General features: G+C 36.5%; 23 protein-coding genes. 22 read left to right on the top strand and 1 reads right to left on the bottom strand.

Features of this window, described 5'->3' with window-relative positions; genetic code table 11:
* Nucleotides 1-555: 555 nt before the first annotated feature.
* Together AXI57_RS19305 and AXI57_RS22330 are read left to right on the top strand one after the other, a co-directional pair.
* Nucleotides 556-1,674 (top strand): tetratricopeptide repeat protein, encoded by a 1,119-nt coding sequence (locus tag AXI57_RS19305; RefSeq protein WP_081112800.1) that lies wholly within the window; start codon nt 556-558, stop codon nt 1,672-1,674.
* Complete coding sequence (locus tag AXI57_RS22330) at nt 1,671-1,799, top strand: hypothetical protein (RefSeq protein WP_255265382.1); 129 nt, start codon at nt 1,671-1,673, stop codon at nt 1,797-1,799. Before AXI57_RS19305 ends, AXI57_RS22330 begins: the two co-directional genes overlap by 4 nt.
* A gap of 34 nt (nt 1,800-1,833) precedes the next feature.
* Here the strand turns inward: AXI57_RS22330 and AXI57_RS19310 are convergent, their stop codons facing one another.
* Nucleotides 1,834-2,217 (bottom strand): helix-turn-helix domain-containing protein, encoded by a 384-nt coding sequence (locus AXI57_RS19310; RefSeq protein WP_061671005.1) that lies wholly within the window; start codon nt 2,215-2,217, stop codon nt 1,834-1,836.
* Nucleotides 2,218-2,783: 566 nt separating this feature from the next.
* Here AXI57_RS19310 and AXI57_RS19315 point away from each other — a divergent pair.
* The 20 genes from AXI57_RS19315 to AXI57_RS19395 form a co-directional block, all read left to right on the top strand.
* Nucleotides 2,784-3,296, top strand: a complete 513-nt coding sequence (locus tag AXI57_RS19315; protein WP_061671006.1) for a hypothetical protein — start codon at nt 2,784-2,786, stop codon at nt 3,294-3,296.
* 389 nt (nt 3,297-3,685) lie between these two features.
* Nucleotides 3,686-4,852: a hypothetical protein gene (locus tag AXI57_RS19320; RefSeq protein WP_061671007.1), complete on the top strand. Its 1,167-nt coding sequence runs from the start codon at nt 3,686-3,688 to the stop codon at nt 4,850-4,852.
* A 23-nt stretch (nt 4,853-4,875) separates the two neighbouring features.
* Nucleotides 4,876-5,157, top strand: coding sequence for a hypothetical protein (locus tag AXI57_RS19325; RefSeq protein WP_061671008.1), 282 nt, complete (start codon nt 4,876-4,878; stop codon nt 5,155-5,157).
* Between the two features lie 55 nt (nt 5,158-5,212).
* Nucleotides 5,213-5,500 (top strand): SLAP domain-containing protein, encoded by a 288-nt coding sequence (locus tag AXI57_RS19330; RefSeq protein ID WP_061671009.1) that lies wholly within the window; start codon nt 5,213-5,215, stop codon nt 5,498-5,500.
* A 47-nt stretch (nt 5,501-5,547) separates the two neighbouring features.
* Nucleotides 5,548-6,306, top strand: a complete 759-nt coding sequence (locus AXI57_RS19335; RefSeq protein WP_061671010.1) for a hypothetical protein — start codon at nt 5,548-5,550, stop codon at nt 6,304-6,306.
* 40 nt (nt 6,307-6,346) lie between these two features.
* The gene (locus tag AXI57_RS19340; RefSeq protein WP_061671011.1) at nt 6,347-6,526 is read left to right on the top strand and encodes a hypothetical protein; all 180 of its coding nucleotides are present in this window, start codon (nt 6,347-6,349) and stop codon (nt 6,524-6,526) included.
* A gap of 148 nt (nt 6,527-6,674) precedes the next feature.
* A complete protein-coding gene (locus AXI57_RS19345) occupies nt 6,675-8,978 on the top strand; it encodes a MucBP domain-containing protein (protein WP_061671012.1) in 2,304 nt (767 codons plus the stop codon).
* A 27-nt stretch (nt 8,979-9,005) separates the two neighbouring features.
* Entirely contained in the window at nt 9,006-9,203 is a 198-nt protein-coding gene (locus AXI57_RS19350) for a hypothetical protein (protein WP_061671013.1), read from the top strand.
* A 61-nt stretch (nt 9,204-9,264) separates the two neighbouring features.
* Entirely contained in the window at nt 9,265-9,432 is a 168-nt protein-coding gene (locus tag AXI57_RS21525) for a hypothetical protein (protein ID WP_155723755.1), read from the top strand.
* A gap of 61 nt (nt 9,433-9,493) precedes the next feature.
* The gene (locus AXI57_RS19355) at nt 9,494-9,883 is read left to right on the top strand and encodes a hypothetical protein (protein ID WP_061671014.1); all 390 of its coding nucleotides are present in this window, start codon (nt 9,494-9,496) and stop codon (nt 9,881-9,883) included.
* A gap of 12 nt (nt 9,884-9,895) precedes the next feature.
* Nucleotides 9,896-11,104, top strand: a complete 1,209-nt coding sequence (locus tag AXI57_RS19360; protein ID WP_061671015.1) for an ATPase, T2SS/T4P/T4SS family — start codon at nt 9,896-9,898, stop codon at nt 11,102-11,104.
* Between the two features lies 1 nt (nt 11,105).
* On the top strand, nt 11,106-11,909 hold the full coding sequence (locus tag AXI57_RS19365; protein ID WP_061671016.1) for a hypothetical protein: 804 nt from the start codon (nt 11,106-11,108) through the stop codon (nt 11,907-11,909).
* The gene (locus AXI57_RS19370) at nt 11,906-12,643 is read left to right on the top strand and encodes a hypothetical protein (RefSeq protein WP_061671017.1); all 738 of its coding nucleotides are present in this window, start codon (nt 11,906-11,908) and stop codon (nt 12,641-12,643) included. The genes AXI57_RS19365 and AXI57_RS19370 overlap by 4 nt, the downstream gene beginning before the upstream one ends.
* Nucleotides 12,644-12,665: 22 nt before the next feature.
* The gene (locus AXI57_RS19375; RefSeq protein ID WP_061671018.1) at nt 12,666-13,028 is read left to right on the top strand and encodes a hypothetical protein; all 363 of its coding nucleotides are present in this window, start codon (nt 12,666-12,668) and stop codon (nt 13,026-13,028) included.
* Between the two features lie 219 nt (nt 13,029-13,247).
* Nucleotides 13,248-13,391: a hypothetical protein gene (locus tag AXI57_RS21820; protein WP_013603204.1), complete on the top strand. Its 144-nt coding sequence runs from the start codon at nt 13,248-13,250 to the stop codon at nt 13,389-13,391.
* Between the two features lie 25 nt (nt 13,392-13,416).
* Nucleotides 13,417-13,560 carry a hypothetical protein gene (locus AXI57_RS21825; RefSeq protein WP_013603204.1) on the top strand — a complete coding sequence of 48 codons (144 nt, stop codon included), beginning with the start codon at nt 13,417-13,419 and terminating at the stop codon, nt 13,558-13,560.
* 55 nt (nt 13,561-13,615) lie between these two features.
* On the top strand, nt 13,616-13,831 hold the full coding sequence (locus tag AXI57_RS19380; RefSeq protein ID WP_061671019.1) for a hypothetical protein: 216 nt from the start codon (nt 13,616-13,618) through the stop codon (nt 13,829-13,831).
* 31 nt (nt 13,832-13,862) lie between these two features.
* The gene (locus AXI57_RS19385) at nt 13,863-14,054 is read left to right on the top strand and encodes a hypothetical protein (RefSeq protein ID WP_061671020.1); all 192 of its coding nucleotides are present in this window, start codon (nt 13,863-13,865) and stop codon (nt 14,052-14,054) included.
* 23 nt (nt 14,055-14,077) lie between these two features.
* Nucleotides 14,078-14,314, top strand: coding sequence for a hypothetical protein (locus tag AXI57_RS19390; RefSeq protein WP_061671021.1), 237 nt, complete (start codon nt 14,078-14,080; stop codon nt 14,312-14,314).
* Between the two features lie 115 nt (nt 14,315-14,429).
* The coding region (locus AXI57_RS19395) for a hypothetical protein (RefSeq protein ID WP_162267657.1) at nt 14,430-14,794 on the top strand (365 nt) is incomplete at its 3' end.

Here is a 14,794-nt window from a genome sequence, read left to right on the forward strand (position 1 = left end):
GCAAGCCTGGCGATAGCAAGGCAGTACTGGAAACCTCAGGCATCACTACCGAGCCAGTTTCAATTGATCGATTACCTTATAGCAGCACGTTTATTTTTTTACGCGCTGCTATAAGGTAATCGAATTTCGCCCCTGTTTCCTAGAGCAGTCAGCTATCCTGCCAGTTTCAAGTTCGAAAAGTCAAGTGATTTAAATAAAATAAATGCGAAATTCCTTAAAACCGTTGGTTTTAAGTTCCTTTTTGAAAAGCTTTGTTCTTGTTAGAGAACAAAAATATTTTGATATATTTATTTTGCTGATGATGTGTCTTATTCAGGATTTCCTTTGTTTTTTATAAATTAATTTTCTACAGAGAGAAATTGTGTTGATAAATATAGATTGTATTTACATGTTTTAGTATGATGTTGGTAAATCCTCAAAAAACTTTCAAAGAACATTCAGCACAATGTACTAAATGTTCTTAGTTTGTATTTGTCCCTTGGTTACATTTTCTCGTGTTTTGTCGATATGTAAGTTATATAAATTTGGGCTTATGAAGTAGACCTGGAGGGAAGAATGAGTATGTCATCCAACGCGAAAACAGTTCCTTCTCCTTATGTGGCAAACCTTTTAAACATTTGGAATGAGTTTATTGCAGCGGGGAAAGTTCGTGAATCAACTGAAAAGAAACAAGAAATAGAAAGCCTTCTTTCTGAGGGTAAAGATGATATGGAACTGCTGGAGTATTTTTATTTATTGGATTATTCACACAGCGTAGCGTTCGGTAGAGGTGCAATGGGATCTTTAGAGAATGTTGTGTCAATGTTGAGTAAAGGAAACCACGAGTTAATGATTTCGTATTACTATGATTTGTTTAATGGTGATTATGAATATTATAAAAAGAATTATATTAAGGCCATCGCTTGTTATGATAAGGCGGAACAAAAACTTTCCCGGGTTCCTAATGTTGATGATACGAAATTTGCTGAATTTCATTACAAAATTGGAGTGGCCTATTATCAAATTGATCAACATTTGTTTTCTGTTAGTCATATAAAGAAAGCCAGAAAGATCTTTAGTAAATACGATATGCATAAATTTGAAGCTATTCAATGTAGCATGGTTATGGGTGTAAACTTGTATGATATGGGGCGTTTAGAGGAAGCAGACGCTTATTATCAAAATGCCTTGACTGATGCTTTAGATCACAGATATGATACAATTACAGCTAAGATTTACCATAATCGAGGGCTTATTCAATGGCAGCAGGACTCTTATGAAATGGCTCTTTATTATTTTAATAAGGCTTATTCATTTGATTGGCTTCGAGAATCTGAAAAGGGACTTGAGACTATCTATATGCTTGCCAGAGTGTCTTATAATGCCGGTAAAAATGAAGATGCATTTTCGTGGTATAAGCTCGGTATTGAGAAATCATCAGAATTTGATGATCAAGAATATAGGGCGAAGTTGGATATTCTCTTTAATCTTTATGAAAAGTATTCTGTAGAGAAAATTAAGAAATCCTTGGCTTTTTTAGAGGAGAAAAATCTTTGGCCCGATGTAGCGAAAATAGCTAGGGAAATAGCTGATCTTTATGAGGAAAAAGGAGATATTGAAAACAGTCACGAATTTTTGAAAAAGGCATTATATGCAAAGGATCAAATTTTAAAAATAACGGAGGCGTTATCATGAAGAAAACGAAAATTTTGGTCATTTCAGGAATTGTGGCAGTAACTGCATTTACATTTGGTTATGTTAATAATGCGGAATCATCTGTAAATCAAGAATTTCAAGTGGCTCAAAAGGCAATGGTTTGATAAATTAGAACTTACGGCTAACTTCTTAAAGAGGTTAGCCGTTTTTATTTTTTTCATATTCCGCACGGATCTTTAATAGTTCTATCGTTTCTTGGATATGTTGAATATCTTTTTCTGACAATCCGGTTATATCAAAAAAATGTAGATTTTGAACTGGTTCTTCAGTTTCTTTTTCATCATTACTTGAATCAGCAATAAACTCCAGCAGCTTCATCACTTCTATATTTGAGATCGAAAGGACCTTTGCTAATTTTTTTATGACTGCGGGCGAAGGGTTTTTCTTTTTGCCGTTTTCGAGTAAGGAGATATAAGCAGCTGTTAATCCTGTGCGATTTGCAACTTCTGTTTGAGTTAATTTCTTTTGCAATCTCTTTTGTTTAAAGTAAGTAGAGAGTGTAAAAGTCCCTCTATCATCCACTTATATCACCTCAATACAGGTTTCGGAATTTAAATGAGTTAAAAAAACTGGTTAAAAAATTCTTTACACCAGTTAATTTTTTTGTTAGTCTAGTTACATAAAGAGTGAAATCGAACCAAAAAAAGGGTACAAAGACTCATTTTTTTTGGTTTATGAGAAGTTATGTAGGTGATTTAACGTTTATTATTAACTAAGGATTAATCTGGCGGTTAACTGATGGTTAAAAATAAAGTTAATTATATAACTATCATACACCAATAAAGCCTTTTATCTCAATTGAGTAAAGAAATTTAGTTAAAATTAAATCAGGGCCATCACATCTCAAAAATTGAGATGTGGTATAGCTCGCATAGCAGAATAACTGCTGTTAGTGTGATCTTGCCCCATTTGTTGTATTTACATACAGCGCTACGCTATAAGGTTAAACACCATATAGTGTATAACCAGATTTTCTTTTGGTGTTGTGTTGTATGTTCAGCAAAACGGAGCTGTCAGGCTAACTGCCTGACAGCTTTTTTTGTTGTTTAAGAACTGTCGATAGGAAAATTTAGAGGGAGGGGAATTGTTTGAGTAAGGTGCAATTGCTACAAAAGAAGATGACAGAAGATGATATCCGTAAGTATGGGATGTCAGTGAGAATGTATGATGGCAGCATACATCGGATAGCTGGGAGGGACTTTATAAATACTACTACTAATACAACAAGGCCAATTTCTCAATACTATTCGAATGTAAGAAATGTGAAAAATGAAAATGGAATTATAGTTGGGAAACGTACTAATCCTCATTCCAACCTTCTTTTTACAACCGAGGCATTTCAGCCGGTTAAGAAAGAAAAACGGATATATACAGCACCTAAGATTCCGCGTAGAGATAAGCAGGTAAGACCTAAGAATAGATCAGGAAGGTCTAAAAAGGTATCTGTGCTTCTTCAAGAAACGGGTTATTCAAATGTGCAAGCCTTAAAAAATGCATTGCTTGATTCAGGAGCTAAGAGAGTGGATATTTATCATACTAGTAAAGGTTTAGCCGTTGTCTGTCATCCAGATTACATATTGAAAAAAATGATTTCTAAATAGAAATGAGAGTTGATCAGGATTCACACGTTTATCAGTGATTATGCTGATAAAGCAATTTAATATTAGGGATAGTCCCCCTCCAAAGGTATAACGGCCATGCAATATCTTTGGGTGAATATTTCTTCTTGGTGCGAGTAGCGTGTAAGTTTTAGCGCTGTAGACAGCAAGTTTGGCTTACATTATCAGATTTGGATTCATTTGAATCTAAATACTTGGCTGATATAGAGTTCCGTGAGTAACAACTGCTACAAACTCACGATTTTGGACTGTTATCATTGATAAACGTGTGAATCCTGGCTTCCAGATCAAATTACATCATATGTTTTTAACTCAAACCATAGTAGAATTATGATTGGAAAAATATATTTAAAAAGGTGTTGAGTGTCAATATGAGAAAGAAATTGGCTGCCGGTATTGTTGCCGGTGCAATAATTGTAGGGGTACCTGGTTACACAATTTTTCATTCATACCAAGCAAAAGCCGAAGAAGCCCAAGTGTTAGACAATGCTACTGATGCAGTTAACTCATTGTATGCTTCTAAAAAGTATAATTACCTGGCTAATGGGCTTACAGAGGAAAAAATACAAAAGGCTCAGAAGTTAGTGGCCGATGTTGGGGATTCTAAGAAACAGAAAACATTAGCAAAAAGAGCATCCAATGCTGCTGTCATGTTAGAGGCTTCAAAAGCAGTTAAAGAAGATATTGTTGACGGTGTTATCGTGGACGACCTAACCAAGTCAATTCTTTCTGTAACCCAGGAGAGTGTTGATAAAGTAAAACCGATCAGTGAAGATCTGTACAAAGATTTATCTAAGGACTTATCTAAAGCATATGAGCAAGTTAAACAAATAGAGAAAACAAAAAAATTACTCAAAGACGCGAAGAAAGATTGGGACTCCTATAAAGATATTGAAAAAGAAGTAAACAAGGTATCCAATCAAAGTGTCAAAAAGAGTCTGAAAAAACAGCTGAAAACGCTCAAAAAGAGAATTGAAGATCAAGAGGCTTTAAGTAAAAAAGCGAAAGAAAAGCTCAATGAGATTGATAAAACTTCCGACAAACAAAGTGAAACGAAAACCAGTGACAGCAATCAAGTAAGCACCAGCAAGAGTCAAAACACCACTTCAGATGCAGTTTCAGCTTCAAGCAATACTCCTGCTACACAAAATAAATCAGGAAGCCCGTCTAGTTCGAAAGCCAGCAGTTCGGGATCATCAAACTCAGGATATAGCTCTTATTCAAGCTCAGGCTCTAGTACATCAAGCTCCAACACGAAATCATACTCAAATTCTTCTTCACCAAGATCCTATACATCTAAGTCAAATTCAGGAACCACTAGTGCTAGTGAAAGTAAGAAAAGCAGCACTAGAAGCAGTTCATCTGGCAGCAGCAATAAATCATCTTCTAGTACATCAAAAAGCAAACAATCTCAAAGCAACACCATGAAAGACGCGAACGATTTTGTTAATGACTTTAACAGTGGAAATTATAATCATGTAGGCAGCGGAAATAATGGTACTGGAAATGACTATGATGTTTATGAAAGAGGTAAATGATTGGCTATATGAGGGGGAAGAGTATGTTTGATGATGGATCAACAACTCCTAAAGTGGCTGCTATATGTATTGTAGCTGTTGGTGGCCTTTTTATTTATGACATTATATCAAGTGCACATCAAAGCAAAGAAGATTCGAGAATTAGGTATGAAACAGTTGCTGATAAGCTTCATATACCAGAAAATGAAATAGTCATCAAAGAAGATTCCGGTAATGTCTATAATGTAACAGCAGACAAGAAAAAATACAGTATAGAATTTGATTCTTCTTTTTCAAGGATTAAACATATGGTTGAAACGGACTAAACTAATTAGTCCGTTTTTTTATGTTCAAAAATAAAGAAAAAAGGGGGTTTTTGAAGTGAAAAGGATTTTGTTACTTCTAACTCTTGGAATCCTAACATTTTCAGCTTTAACCGGCTGTAGCAGTGAGAGCTGGGATCGCACAGTAAAAGATCATGAATCAAGTGTAAACGGGCTGAAACGCACAGCAACGGTATATGATCAAAATGGGAAGATCATCAAGACGTACAAAGGCAAGTTCGATGTAGAGGTCAATGATTACGGGAATAAAGTTAAGTTTGACATTGATGGGAAGCGCGTGGTTCTCAATAACGCGATAGTGATTGTAGAAGAGGATAAACAATAACAAAAGGGGGTGATGATCAATCAATTTTGGGGTGAAAGGAGAGAGTCATGAGTACGGAAAATCAGGTCATTTTAAGTGATGAAGAGGCCAAGGATAGGATATTAAATCGAATTTCCAGTGAAGGGATTAGGATAAGACCTTCCTTTTCAAAGTCTGCCACTGGGCAATATGCGTATTGCTTGGGAGAAGATAAGATACCGACAATTGAAGTACCACAATTCACTGATTTCGACAATTTAATTCAGGCATTTTCTTTGGCGCATGAATTGGGACATCATTATGTACACCAAAGGACATCCGGAAAAAAAGCTAGGCTCATCAATTCTGGAATGAGCTTTACAACGTATTGGAATGAGAAATTGGCATGGCGGGAAGCCGAACAAATACTGAAGGAAGAAGGAATTCTAGTTAACGAGCAGACCAACTGCTCTTTTTTTGTGTACAAGACTTTTTGTTTAAACACTTATAAAGAACAGGTTGTACATTCTATTAACAGCCCGTTTAAATTCTTATTCAAAAGTGTTTTGCTCTTAATCAAGCTATATGTTGGATTATACATTCTGTTGGGGATTGGCTTGGTATTTAACGCAAATTCTATCCCAATACCCTTTGATGACTTTTTGGGAATCAGTTCTTTGAATAAAAACGATCTCCTTACTGATATTCCTAAATTCGTCACCATGGGGTTAAGTTTAATCATTATCTATCAGTTTTTTTGGTGTGTCTTTCTAAAACGCTCATACAAACCGTTGCTTTTTTATTGGGTGACAATGTGCCTCTCACAATTGGCTCCTCTGGTATTTTAGGAAACCCTTAAGAAAATGAATTTCATAATGAGGTGAAAAAATGGATATTAAAAAAGGTCTTAAAGGAGTGCAATTAGATGGATGGGGAGAACTTAAAGAGTTTCTAAGAAAAAATAAGCATTTAGATATTAAGGATATCGATTGGCAATTGTACAAGATGATCGTTCGTGGATATCACACTAATTTTTTGTTAAGTACACCGAGAAGAATGGTGAATTAAACGAATAGGAGGAATCTCTTTTGAGACAAGTTATTATAATTCCCCCATCGGGATTTGTTTCTTTGGGTTTGTTTAAGCTTTTGCCATACAGCACATTAAGAAATGGGTGATCGATTTGACTCACATAGTGTATAAAAGGTTTTTGATAATGCTATCAAGTGTTGTAGCAATAGCCGCAGCGCTTTTTTTAATGCCTTTTTTTTCATCAACGGCCCAAGCAGCTACTGCTGTTGCTAAAGGTCCTTACACATGGAAAGACCCGCATGGCGTAGCGCATGAAACGGCTTATATCAAAATAGGCGATAATATTGTTTTTTGTATTGATCCTGGCAAGCCGGCACCTTATGGTGGCCATTCATACAATTTGCCTAAGCGTCAATATGATGATGGTGTCAAAGCTATTCTTTATTATGGTTTTGGCGGGGATGGAAATGAGATAGGGAATTCAATGACAGACATGGTTAAAACATATGTTGCATTGAATAACTGGCTTGATGGAAAAAGGACTCAAAAAACATACAGTAACCTGGATTCCGAAGTATGGGGCCTCATCAAACATGCTAAGAAAGGTGACGCACCGAGTTATCAAGTTTCCTTCAGCAAGACTAAAGTAAGTAGCTCTATCTCAGGAGATCAGCAAAAATCTGAGACTATCAAATTGAATGGAAAGGGTACGGTCTCTCTTAAAGTCCCTTCTAAGGTCACAATTCATGTGAAAAACGGAAAGACACAAAAAGGCGGAAAAATTACTGTCCATGATGGACAGTCTTTTTATTTTACAGCACCTTTAGATTACGACTCTGATTATGCTACAGGGAATGTAAACGGTGAAATCAATCAGCTAGCCTCGCTCCTTTATATGCCTAATTCAAACAGCTACCAACGTTTAATGGGGAGTTCATTTGTAATTGATCCAGTAGTGGCAGCGGGCTTTACTGTCGATTTTGAAAAACGACAGAAAAAGATTACCGTGCTGCACAAAGATAAATATGAAGGGACGGTTTTGAAGAAGACGACTGAAACAAAAAACATTGGGACCAATTACAGTTACTCGCCTGAAAAGGAGATCAAAAAAGATGGAAAAACATATGTGCCAGTAAAGACGGAAAAGAAAACTGGTAAGCTGGGGAATAAAGACATCACCATTACCTTTGAATATGCATTGCAGCGAAAAATAACCGTACTGCATAAAGACAATCGGGACAAGTCGTTAATAAAAAAACAGGTCTTTACAAAAAAAAGAGGGGATGCCTATTCCTACGGTCCTCTAACCAATTTGAAAAAAAACAACTATACGTACAGGCCGATTTCAACAAAAAAAACAACAGGAACAGTCGGAAAAAATGATATAACAATTACGATCTATTATGATGTACCACTAATTATAGCCAGTTTCGAAAAGCTTCAAATTTATACAGCGCCGGCGGCCGATGGTTTACCCGTAAAAGCTTCACTGGCGAAAACCAATATCTATAAAAATGATACCGAAGGAATGACTACCACGAAGATTAATGTCAGTTTGTATGAAGGGAATACACTGTTAAGCAAAAAAACATACACTGCTGAAAAGCTTCCGAAAACAGTGAATTTCACCATTCCAGAAAAGTCTTTGAAGGTAAACGAAAATAAGCTTTATACGGTCAAATTAGAAGGATTTAATCCAAATGATATAGATGTACCTGAGAAGGCTAAACAGCTCTCCACAAAGGGTTATACGAGTTCTGAGGATGCAGTTTCAATGTCGATGAAAGATGTATCTGAAAATCCTGGATCTGTTAAACGCGTAGTTATGACAGAAGTAACACCAACAACTTCTATGAAAAGCTATTTTGAAACAATGACATATCAAGGGCAGCTGCTTCCTAAACGGAAAACCGGTTATGGCAGCGAGCAAAATCTTACTTTCACATATGAGAACATGCTTCAAAAAGACGATGATGATATCAAATTCGATTTTAAAGTACCTGAAGAGTTGATGGATACTTACTTAAACTATTCTGTTAAAGACGGTAAAGCTATATTCCCTATGGATGTTGCAGCATCTAAGAAATCAAGCACCGCAGACAATTTAATCCGGGAAATGACATTTGTTTTCCCTCACGTAAATGTGGAAAAAGAAACTGGCAGCTTATTCACGGATCAGCAAGTTAAAGCAAACGACAAACGCTTGAAAAACGCTGTTCGTGACGGAGGGAATAAATTTTACACTCCTATTTGGGCGGAATTAGGCAGCTATGATGTTTCTTATACTTCAAGCAAAGTAGGGGTTAACAAAGTGACTTTTGAATTGAAGGATAAGCTCACGCTATTTGCTTATATGTACGGCCATATGAATTCAAAAACAAAGGATCAGGACGAAATAATGCTTACGCCGATTAATGCTGATGATCCTTTCCCTAACGGTGCTCCTGGCGGCTGGTCACAAAGTGATATTAATTGGTTGAAGAAATGACTTTTTTAAAAGCTTGGAGGGGAAAGCATGGAGAAAAGCCGTTTTACTTTTACCACAGAGAATAAGGTTGAGGCCATCAAGAAGATTGTTAGACTCATAACTGATGACAAAATAATAAGTGTCAATTCAAGGAGAATTACTACTCCTCAGAAAAATGAAAATTTATATACTGGTACTACGGAATATACGATTGTCAGTTATAAAGAAGATCAGCAAAAGAACTAATCCCTGGGAAATTGTAAACGCAGCGTAAGCAACCATATTAAGAATTGAAAGGAGAAAAATAATGCTAAGAAATGACGCATTTTTAAATGTGGCTAAATTAAACGATAAGGATTTTGAAAAAACCATAAAAGAGCTAAGGGCAAAAGGTACTAAAGGGGCAAACGTTCTAGCTGACTCTTTTGAAGAAACTCGTAAAGCACTCAATAGCGAGAAATTAAAGGGCGATTAAAAGTTGTAGAGGATGAACTTAAAAAGTTCATCCTTTTTTGATTAACCTGGAGAAAATCGAGGTGAGCATGATGAAAGGTTCCATAATGACTTTAGGGATTGTGTATATTGGGCTTTTTCTTTTGATGGTTGTCACGTCTTACTATACCGAGGCATACCGACACAATTCCATAATCAGCACAATGACTGAATCAGGCCAGATAGCAAGTATCAACAGCATTGATAAAAGCTCCCGTGTGGAAGATGGCCGTGTAGAGGTTACAGAAGAGAGCTTCAAAAAGAAATTCAAAACTCTCTTTGAACAAAACAGCAATATTAAACTATCAGGAACTAAATATAACTTTAATTTTTTAAAGACAGCAGACGGCGGAATTAAGGCTGTCCGCGTTAAAATCACAGACGATCGCAACTCAAAATACCAAGTAACGTTTGTGTCGAATATTGTCAGTTAAGGAGGAAATAAAATGATTAGTCCAGATACAATTAAAGCTATATATCGAGATATCCGAGAGAAAAACCCAGAAATTGTGTTAGAAGCTTTCACTTCAAAAGAAGCAAGGGAAGTTATGTGGAAACTGGTTGCTGAAGATAATGCTACTGTTTTGGATACTGATACAAAAGTAGATTATGTAATGCAGGAAATGGTTGGCCTGGGTGCTATTGAAACGATTATAAAACAACATGATACGGTCACTGATATTACTTTTAATGCAAATCAACTGATTGTTAGAAGAAGCGATCTCAAAGACCCTTATCCCTACGAAAATCAGGAAATAACTGAGGAGTATATTTTAAAGATCATCCAAAAGTTCGCTAATGCTGTAGAAAAAGAATTTACACCTAAAGACCCCATCTTAGATGCCTCTTTGGGAAATTTACGGATTAACGCTGTTCATAAAGCTGCATCGCCGTATGGAACCACAATGGCAATTCGCGTATCACGCCCAAGGCTGGCACTTACCAAGGAGAATTTTTCAGAATTTGCTCCTGACTATATGTTTGAATTTTTTAAGGCTGCTGTTGCAGCAAAAGCCAACATTGGTATTTCCGGCGAAACGGGTTCCGGTAAAACTGAATTTCAAAAGTTTTTGTTAAGCTTTATACCGTATAGAGAAAAAATCATTTGGATTGAAGATACGATGGAAGGACACCTTAAAGAGTTGTTTGGGAACACAAAAGATATTCATAGCTGGCTTACTTCTCCTGGGATAACTATTACAGATTTAGTAAAGGCTGCACTCAGAAACAACCCTAAATGGATCTGCGTATCTGAGACGAGAGGCATGGAAGCATATGAAATGCTGCAAGCTGTTTTATCCAGTCACAGTATCATCACCACATTGCATGCAAATGATGCCAAGACTATCCCGCGAAGATTTATCAATATGATGAAAATGGGCTACCAATTAGATGAAACATCAACACTTGGTGATATTTATGAACACTTCCATTTAGGAGTTCATTTGAAAAGCACAGAGTTGAATGGCAAAACGGTTAGATATCTGAGTGAGGTTGCCGAGTACAATGCTGATGGGTCTGTAACAACCATCTTCAAGCAGGAACACAAAGACGGTAGATTCGTGCAAACAGTGGGTGAAATAAGTCAGAAATTAAAAGACCGTATGCTGGAACACCACGTCAAATATAGTGGTTTACCTGTTAGGGGGGAATAGTGTGAAGAAAAAAGTATATTCGTTAGATGAGCTTAACGCTTATAAAGTCGCATATGGAAAGCCTATTGAACGAAAAGAACTTTTAATGTCTTTGATAAAACCATTTGCTGTGGTTTTTGTTTTTTCTTATGCACTGTTTTATTACTGGTGGCTCAGCTTAATATTAGGTGCGTTGGGTATGTTTTATGGCTATCGTGTTATGATGCCGCAGTCAATTAAGCGTGTATACGAGGCTAATGCTTTTCAAGAGCGTCATAACTTTGTAAACAATTTAACTCAGATCCTTACCAATTCCGATAAGACTATGTTAAAAGCATTAGAAACAGTCTCGGATCGTGCAAAAGGAGAATTTAAAGAGGATCTTCTTCAGCTGCGAGGAGCGCTTCAAGGAGCCAATACTGAAGAGATTCACGCAGCATTTAAAGAGTTTGGTGAGAAATATAAGCATGACGTAATATTTGACCTATATATTGAACAATTGACTACTGCTACTATTGAGGGCCGCACAAATATAGAAACGATTAAAGATATAAAATCACTACACAATGAACTGAAACAAGAACAAGATAAATTTTTACGGGACAAGAAACGAGCTACGTATGAATTCAGGTTTATTTCTATCATTTCTTTAGTGTTGATCGCGGCAGTCACATTTTCATTTGGGTGGACTCAATGGGTAAACATTTATGCTCACCAACTACCAGGATGGATTTCAAGTACAATTTATCTCACCTTATTAGGTGTGTTTTTCCGTTCTTACCTTAAAAGATTGGGTGACGACAATTTAATGGAGGTAAAATTATGACTGCTGAAATCATTGAATCTAAAAACAACAATTTTTGGTTGAAATGTGCTGAAAGTAATTTACCTTCCATGCTAGATGAAATGGGATATACACAGCAATGGGTAACAAGCTTCCAAAAAAAACGCTTTATGAAAGCAATTATTGCCTTAGCTGTTGGTGCAGTAGTAGGGGCATTGTTTAGCACCTGGATCATGTTATTAGGGCCAATACTGGCTGTATTTGTATGGATGCTGGAATATCAAAGAATTGTAAATGCGTACAAAAGACATCAATTTGAAAAGGAACTTCAATTCAATAAGTTTATTAGAATGTTGTTTCCGTTGTTATTGGAGAGGAATGCTACATTATATGGTGCATTAAATAAGATGCTCAAAAGAATGGATGATGGGCATGTGAAAACCGCCTTAAAACGCTTCTTAATCGGGTTGAGTGATGAACCTAACTCTGAAGCTCCTTTCCGTTTATTTGCTAAAGAAGCAAGTGGGACGGATAAAGCTATGTTAATTATGGCCACGCTCTTTGATTACCAGCAAAGTTCGAATGACACCACAATCATTAGTGAATTAGGAGAGATGTCGAGTAAACAATTATTTGAAGGGGTAAGGGAAATTGCTCAATTTAAATTAAGAAAATTTTACATGTTTCCAACAAAACTCACAATGGCCAGTTTTGTTCCCATCGTAGGTTACGCGGCTGCCATGATGATAGATACTATTGCAAAATTATCTATATAAGACTCTGAAAGGGGTGTAAGACATGCTTGAAGGATCAGTAATGGCCATAGGGAAAATGTATATGGCCATTTTCATTTTATTTGGGATTTTTTCTGCTTCAGCTTTCTTTATACAGATGAATCAGGGAAATGAATACAAGCAATATATTAACTATCAGATTGAGAGAAACGGCGGACTTACATCTTCAGCAATGGATCATATTGAGGAATATAACAAAAAGTATTACGAGAGCCGGTTTACAATTGATAGTCCAATGATGAATCAAAAAGTTAAGTATGGGGATGAAGTTAATTACACCGTAAAAGGGAACTTTAAAATTCTATATTTTGATCTCCCCGTTCAAACGGTCTCAATAAAAGGTTCTGCTTTATCGTTGATTCGATAATGTGGGGCCTTTTTATATTGCGCTCTTTTAAGGGGGTGAGGGATATATTAGATCAAAACGCAGACAGGATGTATTGGGTGATTGGTGCAGTCTTAGTAGTAGGGGCTTTAATAGGACTTTCTGTAAAAGAATATCCGGATATATTAAATAACGTTTTTAGTGGTTTTACAGCTAAAATACCAAAATTTTAATTCAAATACAAAATAGGAGAGTGCAAACATGTTAGATCAAAACGCAGACAGAATGTATTGGGTAATTGGTGCAGTGTTAGTGGTGGGAGCCTTGATTGGCCTTGCTGAGAAGGAATTCCCTGGCTTATTAAGCAGTGTATTCAGTGGCTTCACATCAAAACTCAAATTCTAATTTTAATAAATAGGAGAGTGTAAACATGTTAGATCAAAACGCAGACAGAATGTATTGGGTAATTGGTGCAGTGTTAGTGGTGGGGGCCTTGATCGGGCTTGCTGAGAAGGAATTCCCTGGTTTGTTAAGTAGCGTATTCAGTGGTTTCACATCAAAACTTAAATTTTAACGGAAGAGACGTACAGCTGTATGTTTCTTTTTTTTTGAAAGGAGGCGGATCAAAAATGAATAAAGATGGACCTGTCGTTAAGGTCAAAGTTACTCCAAAACAATTGCATTCCATGATCCATAAACGCCAGGCAAGACTCCCTCTTGGTTATCAGGTGACCAAGGGGGGGAAGTTTGACGCTTACTGTGATCAAAAAAGTGCGCTTCATCAATTTGTTATCAAAAACTTCACTATTAAAAACAACCACATCTTAGTGAAATTCACTAGCTGATGGCTTTCATCAATTGAAGGAGGTGAGGAGAATGGCTGCTACAAAAGCAGAGAAAAAAGATGCTAAAGACCTTTGTGAATTGATATTAGCGTCACAAGGGATTTCCTATGATGATTGGCTTCATGATCAACATAATGCAGTTGTTTCTAAACACAGCAATATCTTGAAGAAAGCCGTAAAGCAAATGGTAAGTAAACCTGCATCTTCAGAGCAACATAACTAAACAAACTAAAAAGAGGTGTCATTATGGTAGATAATATAGTCAGTATGATTACTTTTATAATTAGAGCTGTTCAGGTAATCGCTGGTGCCTATGCTGCTTATAAATTAAGTTTATATGCAATTGGCTACATGTCGAAAAACCAACATAAAATTGAAGAGGCGAAGGGCGGAATGAAAAACGTAGTAATTGGTCTCTTTGTCGTTGGTGGATGCGAAGCGATTGTAAAATGGATTCAACAAGGTTCAGGATTCAGCTTCTAAGCAAATGAATATGGAGGGTATCTAAATGATTCGAGCTTCGTTTAAGGGTGGGAGAAAGTTTCGGTCCATTATTCCATCCAGAAAGCAATATAGTATACGTTTAGCTTCCTCGAAAATGGCGGAATTGGAGAGATTTGCTGAGGAAAATAATCTTAATGCGGAAATAATATTAACCATCTTTGACGATGAAAATAATTCAGTTCTCTTTCGGGAATCTTTTTCTGTTGGAGAAGGGATTTCAAACAACCTGCTCTTTCTCGTAAGCAGAACTTTAGATACTACTTTTAAAGACAGTCCGCAGGAAGAAAAAGATGCATTGCTTCAAATGTTATCAAAAGCCATGGAAGAGGAAGCTGTTGAACAGGAATGTAATAAGAAGCTGTTTTCTGTTCCGAAATTAGGTTTTTTGAAAGGCAGAAAGAAAAAAGAACTAGATCCTAAGGCAGTAGAGGCAGCCGAGGCAGAACGTGCCCGCCAGGC

This window comes from Bacillus atrophaeus, assembly GCF_001584335.1.
Classification (GTDB): Bacteria; Bacillota; Bacilli; order Bacillales; family Bacillaceae; genus Bacillus; species Bacillus atrophaeus.